The organism is Sodalis sp. RH24, assembly GCF_047324145.1.
Lineage (GTDB): Bacteria > Pseudomonadota > Gammaproteobacteria > Enterobacterales > Enterobacteriaceae > Acerihabitans.
Window position 1 is genome coordinate 1,081,188 of record NZ_CP178729.1, and the last position, 19,086, is coordinate 1,100,273.

Consider the following 19,086-nt stretch of genomic DNA (forward strand, 5'->3'; position numbering starts at 1 on the left):
TGATCCACGGGCAACGGCTTGCTTTCAGATTAGCCATAACCAGCATGACGCCAGGCCGCCCCGGGGTAGAGGACCGCTTCGTATCGGTCGTCAAACGCAAAGGAAGCGCTTTTTTGGATTAGTTTTTATCATGCGAAAGCGCAAGCCTAACCCGGCATGAGTCATTACAATTAACTGCATTACCCACGGGTATGCGTATTTTATCAGTTCTGAGGAGAGTCAACGTGATAAGCGTTTTCGATATGTTTAAAATCGGCATCGGCCCGTCCAGTTCCCATACCGTGGGTCCAATGAAAGCCGGTAAACAGTTCGTGGACGATCTCGTCGATAAACGGCTGCTCAATGATGTCACGCGCATCGCCGTGGATGTTTACGGCTCGTTATCGCTGACGGGCAAGGGACACCATACCGACATCGCCATTATCCTGGGCTTGGCGGGCAACCGTCCCGATACGGTGGATATCGACGCCGCGCCGGCCTTTATCCGCGACGTTGAGCAACGCCAGCGCCTGATGCTGGCCGGCGGGCCGCACGAAGTGGATTTTCCCCGCGAAGGCGGCATGGTATTCCACGGTTCCTACCTGTCATTGCATGAAAACGCCATGCGCATTCACGCCTTCGCCGGCGAACAGGTCATCTACAGCCAGACGTATTATTCCGTCGGCGGCGGTTTTATCGTTGATGAGGCCCATTTCGGCCAGCCGGTTATCGACCAGATCGCCGTGCCCCACCCTTTCGCCAGCGCCCAGCAGCTGCTCGACCAGTGCAAACAGACCGGTCTGTCGCTGTCGGGGCTGGTGATGCTTAATGAACTGGCGCTGCATAGCCGCGCCGATATCGGCAATTACTTCGCCGATATTTGGCAGACCATGCGCGCCTGCATCGATCGCGGGCTGAATACCGAAGGCGTATTGCCCGGCCCGCTGCGGGTGCCCAGGCGCGCATCGGCGCTCAGGCGCATGCTGGTCTCCACGGATAAGCTCTCCAGCGATCCGATGGTGGCGATTGACTGGGTGAATATGTTCGCGCTGGCGGTCAATGAAGAAAACGCCGCCGGCGGAAGGGTGGTCACCGCGCCGACCAACGGCGCCTGCGGCATCGTGCCGGCGGTGCTGGCTTATTACGATCATTTTATCGATCCGGTCACGCCCGAGGTCTACCTGCGTTATTTCCTGGCCTGCGGCGCCATCGGCATTCTTTATAAGCTGAACGCCTCCATTTCCGGCGCCGAGGTCGGCTGCCAGGGTGAAGTGGGCGTCGCCTGCTCCATGGCGGCGGCGGGACTGACGGAATTGATGGGCGGCAGTCCCGAGCAGGTCTGCGTGGCGGCGGAAATCGGCATGGAACATAATCTGGGGCTGACCTGCGATCCGGTGGCCGGCCAGGTACAGGTCCCCTGCATCGAACGCAACGCCATCGCTTCGGTCAAGGCCATCAACGCCTCGCGCATGGCGCTGCGGCGCACCAGCGCGCCGCGGGTGTCGCTGGATAAGGTGATTGAAACCATGTACGAAACCGGCAAGGACATGAACGCCAAATACCGCGAAACCTCGCGCGGCGGCCTGGCCATCAAGGTCCAGTGCGATTGATCGCATCACCCACACCCTGCTGGCCCGCTAACGCGGAACGTAAAGCAGACGTGTTCAAGGAAAAACGTGCCAATGAGGTCGAATCGGGCATGGTCTTTTCGCCCGACCGAGCACCCCATAGCATGTAGGCCCGCCAACGCCGGACTCAAGGCAGACGTGTTCAAGGGAGAGCGTGCCGATGGGGTCGAATCGGGCGTGGTTTTCCCGCCCGACCGAGGCCCCATGGCATGCTAGGCCCGCCAACGCCGGACTCAAGGCAGACGTGTTCAAGGGAGAGCGTGCCAATGGGGTCGAATCGGGCGTGGTTTTCCCGCCCGACCGAGGCCCCATGGCATGCCAGGCCCGCCAACGCCGGACTCAAGGCAGACGTGTTCAAGGGAGAGCGTGCCAATGGGGTCGAATCGGGCGTGGTTTTCCCGCCCGACCGAGGCCCCATGGCATGCCAGGCCCGCCAACGCCGGACTCAAGGCAGACGTGTTAAAGGGAGAGCGTGCCAATGGGGTTGAATCGGGCGTGGTTTTCCCGCCCGACCGAGGCCCCATGGCATGCTAGGCCCGCCAACACCGGATTCAAGGCAGACGTGTTCAAGGGAGAGCGGGTCACGTGTTTACTGTTCCTCTTCCTCCACCGGCGGCGCTATCCGTTCGATACGCACCAGCTCGATACGGTATTCCAGCATCTGCAAAATCGTAAACCGCCACTGGCCCAGCTCGATAACCTCACCCACCACCGGCAGTTGATCCCGCTCGGCCAGCAGCAATCCCGCCAGTGAAGCGACATTCTCGTGACCGCGGGTGAGTTCATTATCGTCCAACGCCTGACCCAAAGCGTGCAAATCAGTACCACCCTTTACCAGCCAGGCGTCCTCCTGCGCCACAATATCCGGCGTTTCGTCCTCATCCGGAAACTCGCCGGCAATGGCTTCCAGCACATCCAGCGGCGTTACCAGCCCCTGGATCACGCCAAATTCATTCGACACCACCACCAGGCTACCCCGCGCCCGGCGCAATACCCCCAGCAGGTTCAGCACATCCAGGGTTTCCGGCACCACGATGGCCGGATTCTGCGCGGCATACTCCTGCACATCTTCGCCTTTATCCAACGCCACCATCAGGTCCTTGGCGCGGACCACGCCGATCAACTGGTCCAGCTCGCCGTCGCACACGGGAAACATACTGTGCGGCGTGGCCAAAAGCGTAGCGCGCAGCTCCTCCACCGGACGCCGGCAATCCACCCAGGAGATTTCGTTGCGCGGCGTCATCACGCTGCGCAACGAACGCGACGCCAGGGACAGCACGCCGGTAATCATATAACGCTCCTCGTCGGCAAACTCCGCCTTAGGTTCGTTTGGCATCTCCTGCGCCCCCTCCTCGCGCAGCCTGGGCCCGCCCATCAAACGTAAAATGGCTTCGGCGGTGCGCTGGCGAATCGGCCCGCGTGCCTGGTTTTTAACAAAATTGCGCCGGGCTATCTGATTAAACAGCTCAATAAGCACCGAGAAACCGATGGCCGCGTACAAATAACCTTTGGGGATGTGGAAGCCAAAGCCCTCGGCTATCAGGCTCAGGCCTATCATCAGCAAAAAACTCAGGCACAGCACCACGACGGTGGGATGGGCATTTACAAAACGGGTCAAGGCCTTGGACGCCAGCAGCATAATGCCCATGGCGATAACCACGGCGGTCATCATCACCGGCAGGTTGTTGACCATACCGACCGCGGTGATCACCGCATCCAGGGAAAATACCGCGTCCAGGATAACAATTTGCACCACCACCGCCCAGAAACTGGCGTAACCGCGGTTGGCGTCATGCTGCACATCCTGGTTCTCCAGCCGTTCATGCAGCTCAGTGGTGGCTTTGAACAGTAAAAACAATCCGCCCAGCAGCAAAATCAGATCCCGGCCTGAAAAGCTGAACATGCCCACGCTCAGCAACGGTCTGGTCAGCGTAACCATCCACGAGATCAACGACAGCAGCCCCAAACGCATCAGCAACGCCAGCGCCAGGCCGATAACCCGGGCTTTGTCCCGCTTTTTCGGCGCGACCTTCTCGGCCAGGATAGCGATAAATACCAGGTTATCGATACCCAGCACAATTTCCAGCAGTATCAACGTCAGCAGACCCACCCACAGCGTCGGGTCCATTAAGAATTCCATTGGGCGCTCCAGATCGACAGTCCATTAAAACGGCGCAATAAAACACCGCGGCAGCACGCGTGGGCAAGCGGCGTCATGTCCGCAAAGACCGTAGAACGCGCGGCGTTTTCCCACAGAGAGGACACAGGGATGACGGGTTGGATTCCCGGCGGTGCGGGAAGGTGCGACCCGCGGCTGGCGCAACATGCCGGCGGAGCCTGGACGGGTAAAGGAGAAAACCATACATCAGGGGTGACGTTTTTTCGGTGACAGTCCATAGGGGGGGCTGTGGCCCATCGCTCCTTATCGATAAGTAAGACATTCAACTCTATCAGGTAACTTTGCGGACGCATAAAACTATTTTTGTCTGCAAGTTGTCATGCATGTCTTCTACACTGATTTGTGAGCTCATTGTTTTCCTCATGCACAAATAACTGAGCGCCGTCACAATTTTTATTTTTTTACACACTAAAATAAATCGCGTTTAACCGCTATTGATTCACATCTTCACATGAATCGTTTCAACACACACAGCGGACATCAAACAGGGTGGCGAATAAAAATACCCTGGCTAAGAAGTTAAAACCGCCCGTGCTCACTGGTAGCAAACACGCCAGGCGGTCTGACTGCTTAACCCAATTAGTTAACAGAGGAGGTATCAGTGAGTATTGCTATCATAATTGGCACTCACGGGTCAGCAGCCGAGCAGTTGCTTAAAACGGCTGAAATGATATTGGGCGCGCAAGAAAACGTCGCCTGGATAGATTTTGTTCCCGGGGAGAATGCTGAAACACTGATTGAAAAATATACCGCGCGCCTTGCGCAACTTGATACCCAGGAAGGTGTGTTATTTCTGGTTGATACCTGGGGTGGCAGCCCGTTCAACGCCGCCAGCCGCATTGTGGTCGATAAGGAGAATTACGAAGTCGTCACCGGCGTTAATATTCCCATGTTGGCGGAAACCTTTATGGCGCGTGATGACAAGCCGGGTTTTGCCGCGCTGGTGAACATCGCCGTCGAAACCGGACGCGCCGGCGTCAAGGCCCTCAAAGCGCCCGAACCGCAGACGGCGGCCACCCCCGCGCCGGTTGCCGCGCCAACCCCTGCCGCCAAACCGCATCCCAATGCCGGCGGTCATATGACCATCGGTCTGGCGCGCATCGATGATCGTCTGATCCATGGCCAGGTCGCCACCCGCTGGACCAAGGAAACCAACGTTAAACGCATTATCGTGGTCAGCGATGAAGTTGCCGCCGATACCGTGCGCAAAACGTTATTGACCCAGGTCGCTCCTCCAGGCGTCACCGCGCATGTGGTGGACGTGGACAAGGCCATCCGCGTTTACAACAACCCGGCTTATGCCAAGGATCGCGTGATGTTGTTGTTTACCAACCCCACCGACGTTGAGCGCGTCGTGGAAGGCGGCGTCAAAATCACCACGGTAAATATCGGCGGCATGGCGTTTCGCCAGGGTAAAACCCAGGTTAACAATGCCGTATCGGTTGATGAGAAAGATATCGCCGCGTTTCGTAAGTTAAACGATCGGGGAATTGAGCTTGAAGTGCGTAAGGTCTCATCGGATTCGCCGCTGAAGATGATGGATTTGATAAATAAACTCGGTAAATAAATTCGCCGGAAAAACTAACACCTACGAGCGTATCACTTTCCTGAAAAAAAGATTTACCGCTCTCTTACGTTTGTCAGAGGAGAAGTACAATGGAGATCACCACGCTTCAGATTGTGCTGATTTTTATAGTGGCCTGTATCGCAGGCATGGGTTCAATACTCGATGAGTTTCAGTTCCACCGTCCGCTGGTGGCATGTACGTTAATCGGCCTCGTGCTGGGTGATATGAAGACCGGTATCATCATCGGCGGTACGCTGGAGATGATTGCCCTGGGTTGGATGAACATCGGTGCCGCCGTGGCGCCCGATGCCGCGCTGGCCTCCATTATTTCCACCATCCTGGTCATTGCCGGCAATCAAAGCGTGGGTGCCGGCATCGCGCTGGCTATCCCGCTGGCTGCCGCCGGCCAGGTACTGACCATTATCGTACGTACCATTACCGTGGCCTTCCAGCATGCCGCTGACAAAGCCGCGGAAAACGGCAACCTCAGCGCCCTGAGCTGGATCCACGTCGGCGCGTTGCTGTTGCAGGCCATGCGTATCGCCATTCCGGCCGTGATCGTCGGTGTTTCCGTCGGTACCGACGCCGTCCACGCCATGCTCAGTTCCATCCCGGAAGTCGTGACCAACGGCCTGAACATCGCCGGCGGCATGATCGTGGTAGTAGGTTACGCGATGGTCATCAACATGATGCGTGCCGGCTACCTGATGCCTTTCTTCTATCTTGGTTTCGTCACCGCGGCTTTCACCAACTTCAACCTGGTTTCCCTGGGTGTGATTGGCGTGGTCATGGCTGTCCTGTATATCCAGTTGAGTCCGAAATATAACCAGACCAACGGCGGAAACGGCGGCGGCGCCAGGGGCGTTAACGATCTTGATAATGAACTTGATTAATAGGTGAGCGAAATGGTCGATATAACAACTGCTCCAAAGAAACTGACTCCCGGCGATGTGCGTGCTGTCTTTATTCGCTCGAACCTTTTCCAGGGATCATGGAACTTTGAACGTATGCAGGCGCTGGGTTTTTGCTTCTCGATGGTGCCGGTAATCCGTCGCCTGTATCCCGAGAACAATGACGATCGCAAACAGGCGATTAAACGTCACCTGGAATTCTTTAATACCCATCCGTACGTGGCGGCGCCGGTATTAGGCGTAACCATGGCAATGGAAGAACAGCGCGCCAACGGCGCTCCCATCGACGATGCGGCCATCAACGGCCTGAAAGTGGGCCTGATGGGACCGCTGGCGGGCGTGGGCGACCCCATCTTCTGGGGTACCGTACGTCCGGTGTTCGCCGCGCTGGGTGCCGGCATCGCCATGAGCGGCAGTCTGCTTGGCCCCCTCCTGTTCTTTATCCTGTTTAACGCCGTGCGTCTGGCAACCCGTTATTACGGCGTGGCCTACGGCTATAAAAAAGGCGTGGATATCGTTAACGATATGGGCGGCGGTTTCCTGCAGAAGCTGACGGAGGGCGCCTCGATACTGGGGCTGTTTGTCATGGGGGCGCTGGTGAATAAGTGGACCCATGTGAATATTCCCATGGTGGTGTCGCGTATCACCGGTCCGGACGGCCAGACCACGGTGACCACCGTGCAAAGCATCCTCAATCAGCTGATGCCGGGCCTGGTGCCGCTGCTGCTGACCTTCGGGTGCATGTGGCTGCTGCGCCGCAAGGTCAATGCGCTGTGGATTATCGTCGGCTTCTTCGCCATCGGTATCTTCGGCTACTGGATAGGCCTGCTGGGACTGTAATGGCAGTGATGCACACGTGGTAATGCGCAACCGGGGGCCATCCCCCGGTTTTTTTATTTTTCGCAAGGAGTCAGGATGTCTGTTACCGATATTGTCCTGCTGGTTATCATCACGCTGGCATTGGCGTTCGCCCTTTACGACGAGTTTGTCGTAGCCGGCATGCTTAAGGGCAAAACCCGGCTGAAAATCGGGCTTAAGCGCCAAAGCCGTATCGATGGACTGATATTTATCGGCCTGGTGCTGATTCTGGTGTACCAGAACATCACTAATAAAGGTACGGTTTTTACCACCACTTTATTATTAATCCTGGCATTTATGGCGACCTATCTTGCCTATATCCGCCGGCCAAAACTCATTTTCAAAACCGCGGGTTTTTATTATGCCAATGTTTTTATCCGCTATGACCGGATTAAAAATATGAACTTATCCGAAGATGGTTTTCTGGCTATAGATTTGGAGAAAAGAAGGTTATTGATCCAGGTTCAGCATCTTGATGATCTTGAAAGGATTTATAATCAATTCATGGAAAATAATTAACGTAATAACAACCTATAATATAAGGTTATCACCGCCGATGGCCTTACTGCGATGGGCCATGGCGAAATTTTTAACCTTACAATGTATGCTATTAAATAACCCCAAGGTTGATGTTTTTATAGGTATGCGATAAATAAGCGTATGCAAAAATGCTATTTTATTTTTGTGGTTGTTATACGGTAAATACGATGTTATGGTTTTGCGGTCATTAGGGAGTAGCCGGTTTCCACCATAGCAGGCGGAAATGCCCGTATCAACATACTCGTTATACGCCGCTCATCCGGCGTAAACGTGGTGCGGGCGACCATGACGGTCGGCGAGACTATAGACACGACGAACCATCGTGGGGTTGGGATGATGGTGAAGCGTGTATATTGGCTCCCAGCCGAGGCCTGATTATGATGAACCTGTCCGCGACCCTGATCCTTGCATTCGGCATGTCCATGGATGCCTTTGCCGCCTCCATCGGCAAAGGGGCCGCCCTGCATAATCCCCCCCTGCGCGAAGCGTTGCGTACCGGACTGGTTTTCGGCGCTATCGAAACCGTTACGCCGCTGATCGGCTGGTCGCTGGGGCTGATGGCCAGCCGCTATATACTGGCGTGGGATCATTGGGTGGCGTTTATCCTGCTGGGCTGCCTGGGCATGCGCATGGTGGCCGGCGGTTGGCGCCGTCAAACAGAGACCGCGCCGCGCCTGGGCCAGCATAGCCTGAGGGTGCTGGCGACCACCGCTTTCGCCACCAGCCTGGACGCCATGGCGGTGGGCGTGGGGCTGGCCTTCCTGGAAGTCAATATCCTGCATACCGCGATGATTATCGGCCTGGCCACCATGATCATGGCCACCCTGGGCATGCTGCTTGGCCGCTTTATCGGCCCATGGCTCGGCAAAAAAGCGGAAATTATCGGCGGCGCTATCCTGATCGGCATTGGCTGCAATATCCTGTATGCCCATTACGCCCAGGCCGCCCTGCCCGGCCTGTAGGGGCAGGTCTCAATCCTCCCGCCGCCAGGCGCGGATGATAAAATCGGTTTCGCAGGCAAACCGCCCCAGTCCGGCTAAGCGCGTCATGACCTCGGGCGTGGCGCGCCAGGCAAACGGGGTCATTTGCAGCAAACTGGCTGCGGCCTCGCCGGTCATCTCCATATCATAGCTCAGGCGGTGCGTGGCAAGCGCGGTGAAGCCGGCGAAATGCTCATCCTTTAACGGATGCAGCATGACCTGGGGATAGATGCAGGCTTTAAGCTGATAAAGATGCCGGGGTCCGGGCGCGACGGTGACCACCAGCCCGCCGGGCTTTATGACGCGATACATTTCAGCGGGATTGCAGGGCGCGTAAATACGCAATATGCCGCCGAGCGAACCGTCGATAAACGGCAGGCGCTGGGTGGACGCAACGCAAAACCGCGCCTGCGGGTAACGCTTCGCCGCCAGGCGCACCGCCGTTTTAGCGATATCCAGCCCATACACCCGCCCGCCTCCCGGACGTTGCGCCAGCGTCGCCGCAAGCGCCTGCGTATAATAGCCTTCGCCACAGCCGATATCCAGCCAGTCGCCGCCCGGCGCCCACGGCAGTTCGTCGACCAGCGCCATAACCCGATCGCGCATCGGCTGGTAATAACCGGCATCAAGAAACGCGCGGCGCGACTGCATCATCTCCTGGTTATCACCCGGCGCCTTGCTGCGCTTGAACTGCACCGGCAGCAGATTGACATAGCCTTCGCGGGCGCAGTCATAGCGGTGCCGCTGCGCGCAGGACCAGTAATTATCGGCGCGCGTGAGCGGCAGGTGGCAAAGGGGGCATTGATAGCAGGGCATAACCGGTTCCGGACGTAAACGCAATCAGGTGCGCATCTTACCGTAAATCCGGCGCGCCGGCAGCGGGAATGTCATGCCGGCGCCTCAGGAGGCGCCGGAGCCCGGCCTCGATGCGGTCACCAGGCGATTGTTGTCTTCCGGCAAGGCGTCGGGCTCCACATTCATGATGCGCAGCACCTCAGCCATAATGGTGCTGAAGACGGGCGCCGACACCGCGCCGCCATAATACTTACCCGCCTGGGGATTATTGATCACCACCACCAGCGCGAAACGCGGGCGGCTGGCCGGCGCGATCCCGGCGGTATAGGCGATATACTTATCAATATAACGGCCGTCGGGGCCGATTTTTTTAGCGGTGCCGGTCTTCACCGCCACCCGGTATCCCCTGACGGCGGCTTTAACGCCGCCGCCGCCCGGCAGGGCAACGCTTTCCATCATATGTTTCACCTCATGCACCAACGCCGGGTCCATGACGCGCTGGCCGACCACCGGCGGGTCGATACGGGTAATGGACAAGGGCCGGTAAACGCCGTCGCTGGCGATGGTGGCGTAGACCCGCGCCAGCTGCACCGGGGTGACCATCAGGCCATAGCCAAACGAGAACGTCGCCCGATCCAGTTCGCCCCAACGCATACGATGCGGCATCAGGCCGGCGCTTTCACCGGTCAGGCCGAGGTCGGTGGGCTGGCCCAGGCCGAAAGCGCGATAGGTATTGAGCAAGGCGGTAACCGGCATTGCCAGCGCCATGCGCGAGACGCCGACATCGCTGGATTTTTGCAGGATGCCGGTCAGGGTTAACTGCGGATAAAACGCTACATCCCGGATCAGATGGCCGTCAAGCGTATAGGGATGGGTATCGAGCAGCGTGTCTGGCTTGACGATGCCCTGCTTGAGCGCCGTCATCACCACCATCGGCTTTACCGTCGATCCCGGTTCGAAAATATCGCTGATGGCGCGATTGCGAAAATCGTCTTCGCCGGCCCCGGCGCGGTTATTGGGATTAAAGGTGGGATAGCTGGCCATGGCCAGGATTTCGCCGGTATTGACATCCACCAGCACCGAGGCGCCGGAATCCGCCTTATTGAAAGCCACCGCGTTGCTTAACGCCTCCTCGGTTTCACGCTGCAGCCGCAGGTCGATGCTCAGCGCCACGTTATGCGCGGGCGAGCTGTCGGTGGAGGAAAGGGTTTCCACCACGCGGCCAAACCGGTCCTTGCGCACCACCCGCTGTCCGGCCACGCCGGTCAGCAGGCGGTTGAAACTTTTTTCGATACCCTCGATCCCCTGATCGTCGATATTGGTAAAACCCACCAGATTGGCCGCCGTCTCCCCCGCCGGATAAAAGCGTCTGGACTCTTCTTTGCAATAGATGCCGGGCAGCTTTAGTTGCTTGATATAATCGGCGACGTTGGGTTCGATCTGACGCGCCAGGTAGATAAAGCGCATATGGGGATCGTGATTGATCCGGGCGGACATCTCGTTGAAAGGCAGGTTAACCGTCTGCGCCAGCGCCTGCCAGCGGGAGGACGCCGTCACCCCGCCCTTTTGCGCCACTTCGTTCGGGTCGGCCCAGATGGCGTCAACGGGTACGCTGACCGCCAGCGGCTGGCCGTTGCGATCGGTTATCATCCCCCTGGGTATCGGCGTCTGCTCCACGCGCAGCGAGCGCATGTTCTGCTGCGCCACCAGATTGTCCGGTTTGATCACCTGCAGCCAGCCGATGCGCATCAGCAACACGGCCAGTATGGCCGAAATACCGATACACATCAGACCAAACCGCCATTGAATAAAATTCTGCTTACCCTGACCCGGCTTCGTTTTCACACTGCTCTCTTATACGGCTATTTTTATTATCAGACGCATTAAAACCTATTCGCCGGAGCATGCGCGCAAAAACAATGCTACAAGGCTTGCTAATTTGCAACAAAGCGCAAATTTCCCTCTCGCCAGCCACCGATTGTTGCTTTGTTACAAACACCGGCGCCAGGAACGGATAAAATTACGCTACTCTATGTTTTCAGCGCGGGACATTATCGCAGGACATTATGACAGCTTATTCTCCCCTCATTGACGGCATCGCCGGCGTAAAACATGGTTTTGGCGATAAAGCCCATCTGATGCCGGAAAGGTTGCTGCCCTGGCAGGATACCCTGGCGGTAAAAAAACAGGTGCATGGTATTCAAATCCGCGAGGTTACGGGACCGGGCGAGCAGTGCGGCGAGGCGGACGGCGTGGTGACTTCCACTCCCGGCGTACTGCTGAGTGTACTGACCGCCGATTGCCTGCCGCTGCTGTTCGCCCGCCGCGACGGCAAAAAGATCGGCGCGCTGCACGCCGGCTGGCGCGGGCTGGTGGCGGGCATCATTGAACAATTCGCCGCCATGCTGCTGGCCAGGGACGATAATCCGGCGGAGTGGGTGGCGGCCATCGGTCCGTCGGCCCGCCCGTGCTGCTACGAGGTCGGCGAGAGCCTGGTGGCGGATTTTTTAGCGCGCCTGCCGATACCCGGCGCTATCGTGACGCCGGCGTACCGGCGTCTGGATTTGGCCGCTATCGCCCGGTATAAGCTTATGGCGGCGGGATTCCAGGCGGTGGACGATATCGGGCATTGCACGATTTGCGCCACGTGCGCGAACGGGGACGGAATGACGCAGGCAGGCACGCGCTTCGCGTATACCAGTTTTCGTCGCAACAGCGTAAAGCGCGCCATCGACCCCGCCTATCCGACCATCAGCGGCCGCAATCAGCATTCGGGATTGGTGATTTTGCCCGGTTGAGGACGTGATTCATTCTTAGTCACCCGACAGCCAGCGTCGCGGGGCGGCACAGGTACGGAAAACAGGAACAGAGGGAAGTGCGGGGAAGATGTCGGGCAAGAATGAAACACCCTGCCAGTGGGGCACTGGCAGGGGGAATTACATGTTATCCATCGGCCAAATGGCCAATTGCTGCCGAAGCGGCGTGGATTACAGAGCAGTTACATTAACTGCTGAAGGGCCTTTCTGACCATCCTGGATTTCGAATTCTACGTTCTGGCCTTCGGCCAGAGTTTTGAAGCCGTTACCCTGAATAGCGGAGAAGTGAACAAACACATCTTTGCTACCATCGGCCGGAGTGATAAAACCAAAACCTTTAGACTCGTTGAACCACTTCACTTGACCTTTGATCTTTGCCATCTTGCATATTTCCTTTGGAGTGTTTAAATCGCCCTGAGGCGAGACAGAGACAAACTGGAGTCGTTACTGCTTGAGGCACTAAGATTAGGATCGGCAGAGAAGCGGTATGCAACGATATCGTCTTTACGCAAAACTTCTTTACTGAAAATGCCATTCATATACAGAACTGTACCTCGTTTTACCCAAATGCGTTATCACATACTCTGTTATCAATGGCAAGCCATTTTTGAGCAGGGCCGGATATGTCGCACATAATTAAATCGTTCAGTAGCATTGGGAAGGTTATCAGCGCATCCAATAGTTGAAAATTTCGCCCATTCGATTACGAGGTTAACCACCGCGATGATTTCTGTACCATTTATCGATAACCTTAGCGCAAACACTTGTCAACGTCCAATGCAATATTCAAGAATAACTATTCATTTACTTAGAAAAGAAAACAAGAGGCATGGCTCACATTTTTTCAGATTTGCTTATACCCTAATCTGCTATCCATGGAATAAAATTTACACTGCGGGTTTTACCGAAACGGGATCCGCAACATGCCCGCCGGGCTGCGGCGCGGCGACCATGGCGGAAACGATGCGCCATCAGTGATCCCCAATATTGTGCAGCGCCGCCGGCGCGCAATCACGCCGGCGTTTAACCCGCCATTGCCGCGAGCGCGCCAGGGTTAATTTATCGCCATGACGGCAAACAGGTAAATCGGTTAACTCGGCCGCTAATAGAAACTTATTAATATAGGAAAAGGGTTTAACCAGATTTTTTTTAATATATTTTATATGACTAGCGTCATTATAATGAAATAAATAACAGGATAATGTGGATCCGGGACGGGTGTTAACCCGGGCGCGGACGTCCGGTGATATCCACCGCCGCCCGGCGGTCGCGGCTATTTTCCCCGGGCGTTTAGCGCCGGGATTATATCCCGGCGGCTAGGGCATTGTTACAGCGCTATTTTCCCACCGATTTTCAGCGCACGGAAATGCGGGTCTTTAATGCCCGCGTTTAATAAAGCCTGCTCCAGCTCCAGCGGCGGTTCATCCAGCGCTTCGTCCGCCAGTTCAAATACTCCCCAGTGGATGGGGATCACCCGCGGACAGTGCAATTGCTGATAGACGTCTACCGCGCCGGCGGGACTCATATGGCTCTCGCCCATGAACCATTCTGGTGCATAGGCGCCGATCGGCAAGGCGGCGACGCTAAAGGGTCCGAGCCGCGCGCCGATTTCAGCCAGGCCCGGACTGTAGCCGCTGTCGCCGGAAAAATAAAAACGCCAGTCTTTGGTTTCCACTACCCAGCCGCACCACAGGCTGCGATTGTGATCTTTCAGGGTACGCTGGCTCCAGTGCCGCGCGGGAACGCTGTGCAAGCGGATGCCATGGCTATCGACGCTGTCCCACCAGTCGCACTGTTTCACCGTGCGCACGCCGCATTTACGCAACCAGTCGCCCATGCCCAGCGGCGCCATGACCTGTATCGCCGGAAAACGCTTGAGCAGCTTTTTTAGGGTGCCTTTATCGAGATGATCATAATGGTTATGAGAATAGAGGATCATCTCAATGGGCGGTAAGCCGGCAATGTCCACCGGCGCCGGTGTTCTCCGGCGGGGTCCGATAAAGGGCAGCGGCGAGGCGCGATTGCCCAGGGCCGGATCGATAAGCAAATAGCGGCCCGCCGCGCGCACCATCAGGCAGGCATGTCCCAGCCACCATACGGCGTCCTCTTTGCCGCTGAAATCGGCAGGTTGCCACCAGCGCGCGATAAACCCCGGATAGCCGTCCCTGGGGGGTTTGGGCAGGCCTTGTTTTTTTCTCTCGTCCTGCCACTTCCTGTAGGCGCCGGGGGTTCTGGTCCCCGGTTCGATATTACGGAAACCTTCCGGGGTGTGGTGGGGTTTTGCGGCGTCATACCAGGGATTTTTCTTCGTCATCGTGTTCTCGATTCTCCCATTGGATGCAAGCCAACGGCAAAAATGCGCAGATTACCGGATTATGTGATGGCCGCCACCGCTGCGCCGGGCAGGATGGCATAGAATAGGCAAAAATTAGCGTTCGGCGATAAAATCTTTAAATAGAATGGGTTCGCCTGCCGGCAGCGCCTTGGCGCCGTTGTCGGAATTACCCGCCTGACCCAGGCGCAGCAGCAGTTCGGTCTGTTTTTTCTGCTGTTCAAGCAATTCATTGAGCAGCGCGATCTGTTCGTTGGCCCTGACGCTTGCGCGATTAAGGTAAAACCAGACCACTAGGCAAATAATAAAAAAAACCAATGCAATCGCCATCGAGGCGATATTAATGCTATCAAATCCAAATACGTTCATAAAGTGACCTTGCCACTGAAAAAACCAGAAGCTATCTTATCACTCCGCGGCCTTCATTGTACCCCGCAAGTCAAAATTGCCGCCCTCTTCGCCCCGCTTACCAGGGCATCCACTTGGTCACCAGGCATATGCCGCTGAAAAAATCACCGCCCTGATCGCAAAAACTGTTGAGGGCCGATAACCACAGCAGCAGGCAAAGCAGTAAAATGACCAGTATTGATATTGAAGTGTTTTTTTTCAAAACCCACGTCCTGTACCGTCGCAATACAAATATTCTAGCCAGCAAAACTTAAACGAATGATAACCACAGGGATTTCATTATCAGAATAATGATTTATAAAGCGGATGATATGGGTGGAAGAAAATAGGGTGCCAAGGATGTACCCCGGCAGACCCGCATCAGATTACGGACGCGCCGTCCGGTCAAACTTCAGATCGATAAGCGCGATCGCCTTTTCGATAGCCCGGCGGGTCACCGGATCCTGCGCGCCCGGGTGGGTGGCAAAATCAATATTTTTCAATTGGCCCGACATCTTTTCCCGGATCTCAACGGGTGCGATGACATCGATAACATCCAGTATCTGCTTGATAACCAACTGGCAGGCAACTAAATCGGAGACCAGTTCCTGGTTTTCCGAAAAGGGTTGGGACATGATTACGCCTCTCTGCGCTGGACCGCCGGTTAAAACGGATAGTGTTGATAGCCGATTTGCTGGGAGATATTCCGCGCCGCATCGTGCAGCATCTTCACATAATCGCTTTTACTCTCTTCCGAGAAGCGGATGGTCGGGAAGGATATACTCAAGCCGGCAATCACCACGCCGAAGCGATCAAAGATAGGCACCGCAATACAGCGCAGCCCCTCTTCCTGCTCTTCATTATCCTCGCCGAAGCCCTGTTCACGCACCAGATCCAATTCCGGCAGCAAAGCCGCGGCATTGGCGGCGGTACGCTGGGTGCTGCGATTAAACACCACGCCGGAAAGAATTTCCCGCGCCTCGTCCCGGTCGCGCCAGGCCAGCAGCACTTTGCCGATAGCGGTACTGTAAAGCGGATTGCGGCGACCGACCCGGGAGTACATGCGCAGGTTATACATGGAGTCGATTTTGTGGATATAGACAATGCTGTCCTCATCCAGCGAACCCAGGTGAATGGTTTCGCGGGTTAAGTTGGACAGCACGCGCATCTGGATATCGGCAATGCGAATCAAATCCACATTCTGCAAGGCCTTGGCGCCCAGCTCAAACAGCTTGAGGGTCAGAGAATATTTTTCCGACTCGCCTTCCTGCGACACGTAGCCGAGGGACTTCATCGTCTGCAAAAAACGATAGACCGTGCTTTTGGACATCATGACGCGCTGTGAAAGCTCGGTAATACCGATTTCCCGTTCCTCGCCCAAGGCTTGTAAAATGCCAAATACCTTTAATACAGACGATACGGAGTCGGGCTGTCTGTCTAAATCTGCTATCGCCATGGTGATAAAAGTCCTGATAATTGTTTTGTTTTAAAAAAAATAGAACATGATTTTTATTATAAAGGCAAGGCTGCAATTAACGCAATCACCATTGTCTTTGCAGGATGTTTTTAACCAGGCATGAACGTTTTATTACATTTATCCGAGTGCGCGACGGTCGCCGATCCCCTGTTTAATGCTAGGATAATGCTTTTAACGGGATGTTAATCCTTCATGACCCAGAACTCTGCCGACGGCCTGCCTGTCCCACAACGTTACGGCGCAATATTAACCATCATCATCAGCATCAGCCTTGCCGTTCTGGACGGCGCCATCGCCAACGTGGCCCTGCCGACCATTGCCCGTGAACTGCACGCCAGCCCCGCCGCGTCGATTTGGGTGATTAACGCCTACCAGTTGTCCATCATCATGACGCTGCTGTCCTTCGCTACCCTGGGGGATATTTACGGCTACCGGCGGGTCTATCAATGCGGGCTGGCGGTATTTACCCTGATGTCGATGGTCTGCGCCCTGTCGGACAATCTCTGGATGCTGATTGGCGCCCGCGTGCTGCAAGGACTGGGCGCCGCGGCGCTGATGAGCATCAATACCGCCTTGATACGCATAATTTATCCCTCGCGCCTGTTGGGGCGCGGCATGGCCATTAATACGCTGGTGGTGGCGGTATCCACCGCCGCCGGTCCGACCGTGGCCGCCGGGGTGTTATCCATCGCCTCCTGGCAATGGCTGTTCGCCATTAACGTGCCTATCGGCCTGCTGGCGTTTTACCTGGGCCGGCGGTTCCTGCCGGTCAATGCGCTGAAAAACCGCGGACAGCGGTTTAACTGGTTCAGCGCCCTGTTGAACGCCCTGACTTTCGGACTGCTGCTCTCGGCGCTCGGGGGATTTTCACAACGCGTCGGCGGCCAATGGATACTGCTCGAGCTGGCCCTGGCGGCCGTCATCGGCGTGTTTTTTGTCCGGCACCAGCTGCGGCAGCCTTGGCCGCTGCTGCCGGTGGACCTGTTTCGCATCCCGTTGTTCGCGCTGTCGATGGGAACCTCTATTTGTTCTTTTTGCGCCCAAATGCTGGCTATGGTGTCCCTGCCCTTTTATCTGCAAAGCGTGTTGAACCGCAGCGAAGTGGCGACCGGGCTGCTGCTGACGCCCTGGCCGCTGGCCACCATGCTGCTGGCCCTGGTGGCCGGAAGGCTGATAGGCCGCGTACATTCGGGTCTGCTGGGGGCCATCGGCCTGGGCGCCTTTGCCCTGGGCCTGTTTTCGCTGGCCTGGTTGCCCGCCATGCCCGGGGATGGGGAAATCATCTGGCGGATGATGCTGTGCGGCGCCGGTTTTGGTTTATTCCAGTCGCCCAATAACCATACCATCATCACCTCGGCGCCGCGCAATCGCAGCGGCGGGGCCAGCGGCATGCTCGGCACCGCCCGGCTGTTCGGCCAAACCTCCGGCGCGGCGCTGGTGGCGCTGATGTTTAATCTGTTCGGCGCCACCGGCACTCACGCGGCGCTGGTGCTGGCCGGGTGCTTTGCGACGGCGGCGGCGCTGGTGAGCGCGCTGCGCATTAAGCAGGGCAACCCTCAGCGCCAGGAAGACGACAGCTTCTCCGGCGCCGATTAGTCCGCCCCGCCGTTATTTGAGATAGGTACCGGCCCGCAGCGCCTCGATACGCTTATCCAGCGGCGGGTGGGACATAAACAGCTCGCTGAACGATTTGGTTTTGCCATTGATGCAAAACGCCAGCATGCTGCTTTCCTCCTGGGGCTCATAGCTGGTTTTTAAGCGCTGCAGCGCGGCAATCATTTTCTCGCGCCCGACCAGTCTCGCCGAACCGGCGTCGGCATGGAACTCGCGATGGCGGGAGAACCACAGGGTGATAATGCTCGCCAGTACGCCGAACACCAGTTCCAGCACCATGGACACGGCAAAATAAATCATCGGGTTGCCGTTGCTGCTTTCTCCTTCATCACGATTGGACGACAGGAAGCCCGCCGCCAATTGGGCCAGGATGCGCGAGACAAAGATCACGAAGGTATTCACCACGCCCTGGATAAGCGTCATGGTCACCATGTCGCCGTTGGCCACGTGGCTGATTTCATGGGCGATGACCGCCTCTGCCTCGTCGCGGCTCATATTTTGCAGCAGGCCGGTACTGACCGCCACCAGCGAGGCATCACGCCGGGCGCCGGTAGCAAAGGCGTTGATGTCCGGCGCCGGGTAGATAGCCACCTGCGGCATGGCGATGCCGGCCTGTTGCGACTGCCGCCGGACCATCTCCAGCAGCCAGCGTTCGGTCTCGTTGCGGGGCTGTTCAATAACCTCCCCGCCGACTGACCGCAGCGCCATCCATTTCGACATCAGCAGCGAAACCAGCGCGCCGCCAAAACCGAATAAACCCGCCATGATCATTAACCCGGTCACGCTGGAAGATTGTATCCCCGTCAGGCTCAGTACCAGACCGAATACCAGCATCACAGCCAGGTTGGTGAGTAGAAAGAGAGCGATACGCATCATAAGAAGGTGATTCCTTGAAAATAACGCCCATTGCGTTAGCCTTGATGGTATGGGCTTCCCTGGCGTTTTCAAGCATTGCGTGGCATTAAGTGCCTAAAAAGACATAACTTTACATTTTGTTAAGCTTTTTCCCGCCCGTATGCCGGT

Annotated in this window: 19 protein-coding genes; 8 read left to right on the top strand and 11 right to left on the bottom strand. The window is 56.6% G+C overall.

All coding sequences use genetic code 11. The annotated features are described in order from the left end of the window. Nucleotides 1-224 precede the first annotated feature (224 nt). A complete protein-coding gene (locus tag ACL2XG_RS04835) occupies nucleotides 225-1,589 on the top strand; it encodes an L-serine ammonia-lyase (protein WP_413722763.1) in 1,365 nt (454 codons plus the stop codon). 607 nt (nucleotides 1,590-2,196) lie between these two features. On the opposite strand, the gene ACL2XG_RS04840 is transcribed toward ACL2XG_RS04835, so the two are convergent. Next, the gene (locus tag ACL2XG_RS04840) at nucleotides 2,197-3,747 is read right to left on the bottom strand and encodes a TerC family protein (RefSeq protein WP_413722762.1); all 1,551 of its coding nucleotides are present in this window, start codon (nucleotides 3,745-3,747) and stop codon (nucleotides 2,197-2,199) included. A gap of 640 nt (nucleotides 3,748-4,387) precedes the next feature. Here ACL2XG_RS04840 and manX point away from each other — a divergent pair. The 5 genes from manX to mntP all read left to right on the top strand — a co-directional run bounded on the left by manX (nucleotide 4,388) and on the right by mntP (nucleotide 8,624). After that, on the top strand, nucleotides 4,388-5,353 hold the full coding sequence (gene manX / locus ACL2XG_RS04845; protein ID WP_410015291.1) for a PTS mannose transporter subunit IIAB: 966 nt from the start codon (nucleotides 4,388-4,390) through the stop codon (nucleotides 5,351-5,353). Nucleotides 5,354-5,442: 89 nt separating this feature from the next. Next, a complete protein-coding gene (locus ACL2XG_RS04850; RefSeq protein WP_410015292.1) occupies nucleotides 5,443-6,246 on the top strand; it encodes a PTS mannose/fructose/sorbose transporter subunit IIC in 804 nt (267 codons plus the stop codon). A 12-nt stretch (nucleotides 6,247-6,258) separates the two neighbouring features. Then, nucleotides 6,259-7,104, top strand: coding sequence for a PTS mannose transporter subunit IID (locus ACL2XG_RS04855; RefSeq protein WP_410015293.1), 846 nt, complete (start codon nucleotides 6,259-6,261; stop codon nucleotides 7,102-7,104). A 75-nt stretch (nucleotides 7,105-7,179) separates the two neighbouring features. Further along, nucleotides 7,180-7,641, top strand: a complete 462-nt coding sequence (locus tag ACL2XG_RS04860; protein WP_410015294.1) for a DUF986 family protein — start codon at nucleotides 7,180-7,182, stop codon at nucleotides 7,639-7,641. Nucleotides 7,642-8,042: 401 nt separating this feature from the next. Beyond that, nucleotides 8,043-8,624: a manganese efflux pump MntP gene (mntP, locus tag ACL2XG_RS04865; protein WP_413723437.1), complete on the top strand. Its 582-nt coding sequence runs from the start codon at nucleotides 8,043-8,045 to the stop codon at nucleotides 8,622-8,624. Between the two features lie 9 nt (nucleotides 8,625-8,633). Here the strand turns inward: mntP and rlmA are convergent, their stop codons facing one another. Beyond that, the gene (gene rlmA, locus ACL2XG_RS04870) at nucleotides 8,634-9,458 is read right to left on the bottom strand and encodes a 23S rRNA (guanine(745)-N(1))-methyltransferase (protein WP_410015295.1); all 825 of its coding nucleotides are present in this window, start codon (nucleotides 9,456-9,458) and stop codon (nucleotides 8,634-8,636) included. 84 nt (nucleotides 9,459-9,542) lie between these two features. Continuing rightward, nucleotides 9,543-11,282: a peptidoglycan glycosyltransferase FtsI gene (gene ftsI, locus ACL2XG_RS04875; RefSeq protein ID WP_413722761.1), complete on the bottom strand. Its 1,740-nt coding sequence runs from the start codon at nucleotides 11,280-11,282 to the stop codon at nucleotides 9,543-9,545. A gap of 221 nt (nucleotides 11,283-11,503) precedes the next feature. On the opposite strand from ftsI, the gene pgeF reads away from it, so the two are divergent. Continuing rightward, entirely contained in the window at nucleotides 11,504-12,235 is a 732-nt protein-coding gene (gene pgeF / locus ACL2XG_RS04880; RefSeq protein ID WP_413722760.1) for a peptidoglycan editing factor PgeF, read from the top strand. A gap of 189 nt (nucleotides 12,236-12,424) precedes the next feature. On the opposite strand, the gene cspE is transcribed toward pgeF, so the two are convergent. The 7 genes from cspE to kdgR all read right to left on the bottom strand — a co-directional run bounded on the left by cspE (nucleotide 12,425) and on the right by kdgR (nucleotide 16,428). Continuing rightward, the gene (cspE, locus tag ACL2XG_RS04885) at nucleotides 12,425-12,634 is read right to left on the bottom strand and encodes a transcription antiterminator/RNA stability regulator CspE (RefSeq protein WP_005968829.1); all 210 of its coding nucleotides are present in this window, start codon (nucleotides 12,632-12,634) and stop codon (nucleotides 12,425-12,427) included. Between the two features lie 23 nt (nucleotides 12,635-12,657). Next, nucleotides 12,658-12,792, bottom strand: a complete 135-nt coding sequence (locus ACL2XG_RS04890) for a DUF2627 domain-containing protein (protein ID WP_132921323.1) — start codon at nucleotides 12,790-12,792, stop codon at nucleotides 12,658-12,660. A gap of 788 nt (nucleotides 12,793-13,580) precedes the next feature. Then, complete coding sequence (locus tag ACL2XG_RS04895; RefSeq protein WP_413722759.1) at nucleotides 13,581-14,567, bottom strand: MBL fold metallo-hydrolase; 987 nt, start codon at nucleotides 14,565-14,567, stop codon at nucleotides 13,581-13,583. A gap of 114 nt (nucleotides 14,568-14,681) precedes the next feature. Then, complete coding sequence (locus tag ACL2XG_RS04900) at nucleotides 14,682-14,954, bottom strand: YebO family protein (protein ID WP_410015299.1); 273 nt, start codon at nucleotides 14,952-14,954, stop codon at nucleotides 14,682-14,684. A 97-nt stretch (nucleotides 14,955-15,051) separates the two neighbouring features. Continuing rightward, on the bottom strand, nucleotides 15,052-15,195 hold the full coding sequence (gene mgrB, locus ACL2XG_RS04905) for a PhoP/PhoQ regulator MgrB (RefSeq protein WP_410015300.1): 144 nt from the start codon (nucleotides 15,193-15,195) through the stop codon (nucleotides 15,052-15,054). Between the two features lie 163 nt (nucleotides 15,196-15,358). Next, nucleotides 15,359-15,607 carry a DUF2766 family protein gene (locus ACL2XG_RS04910; RefSeq protein WP_410015301.1) on the bottom strand — a complete coding sequence of 83 codons (249 nt, stop codon included), beginning with the start codon at nucleotides 15,605-15,607 and terminating at the stop codon, nucleotides 15,359-15,361. A 29-nt stretch (nucleotides 15,608-15,636) separates the two neighbouring features. Continuing rightward, the gene (gene kdgR / locus ACL2XG_RS04915) at nucleotides 15,637-16,428 is read right to left on the bottom strand and encodes a DNA-binding transcriptional regulator KdgR (protein ID WP_410015302.1); all 792 of its coding nucleotides are present in this window, start codon (nucleotides 16,426-16,428) and stop codon (nucleotides 15,637-15,639) included. A 213-nt stretch (nucleotides 16,429-16,641) separates the two neighbouring features. Between kdgR and ACL2XG_RS04920 the strand changes: the two genes are divergently transcribed. Next, nucleotides 16,642-18,045: an MFS transporter gene (locus ACL2XG_RS04920; RefSeq protein ID WP_410015303.1), complete on the top strand. Its 1,404-nt coding sequence runs from the start codon at nucleotides 16,642-16,644 to the stop codon at nucleotides 18,043-18,045. A gap of 12 nt (nucleotides 18,046-18,057) precedes the next feature. Here ACL2XG_RS04920 and htpX read toward each other — a convergent pair whose 3' ends face one another. Further along, the gene (gene htpX, locus ACL2XG_RS04925) at nucleotides 18,058-18,939 is read right to left on the bottom strand and encodes a protease HtpX (RefSeq protein ID WP_410015304.1); all 882 of its coding nucleotides are present in this window, start codon (nucleotides 18,937-18,939) and stop codon (nucleotides 18,058-18,060) included. Nucleotides 18,940-19,086 lie beyond the last annotated feature (147 nt).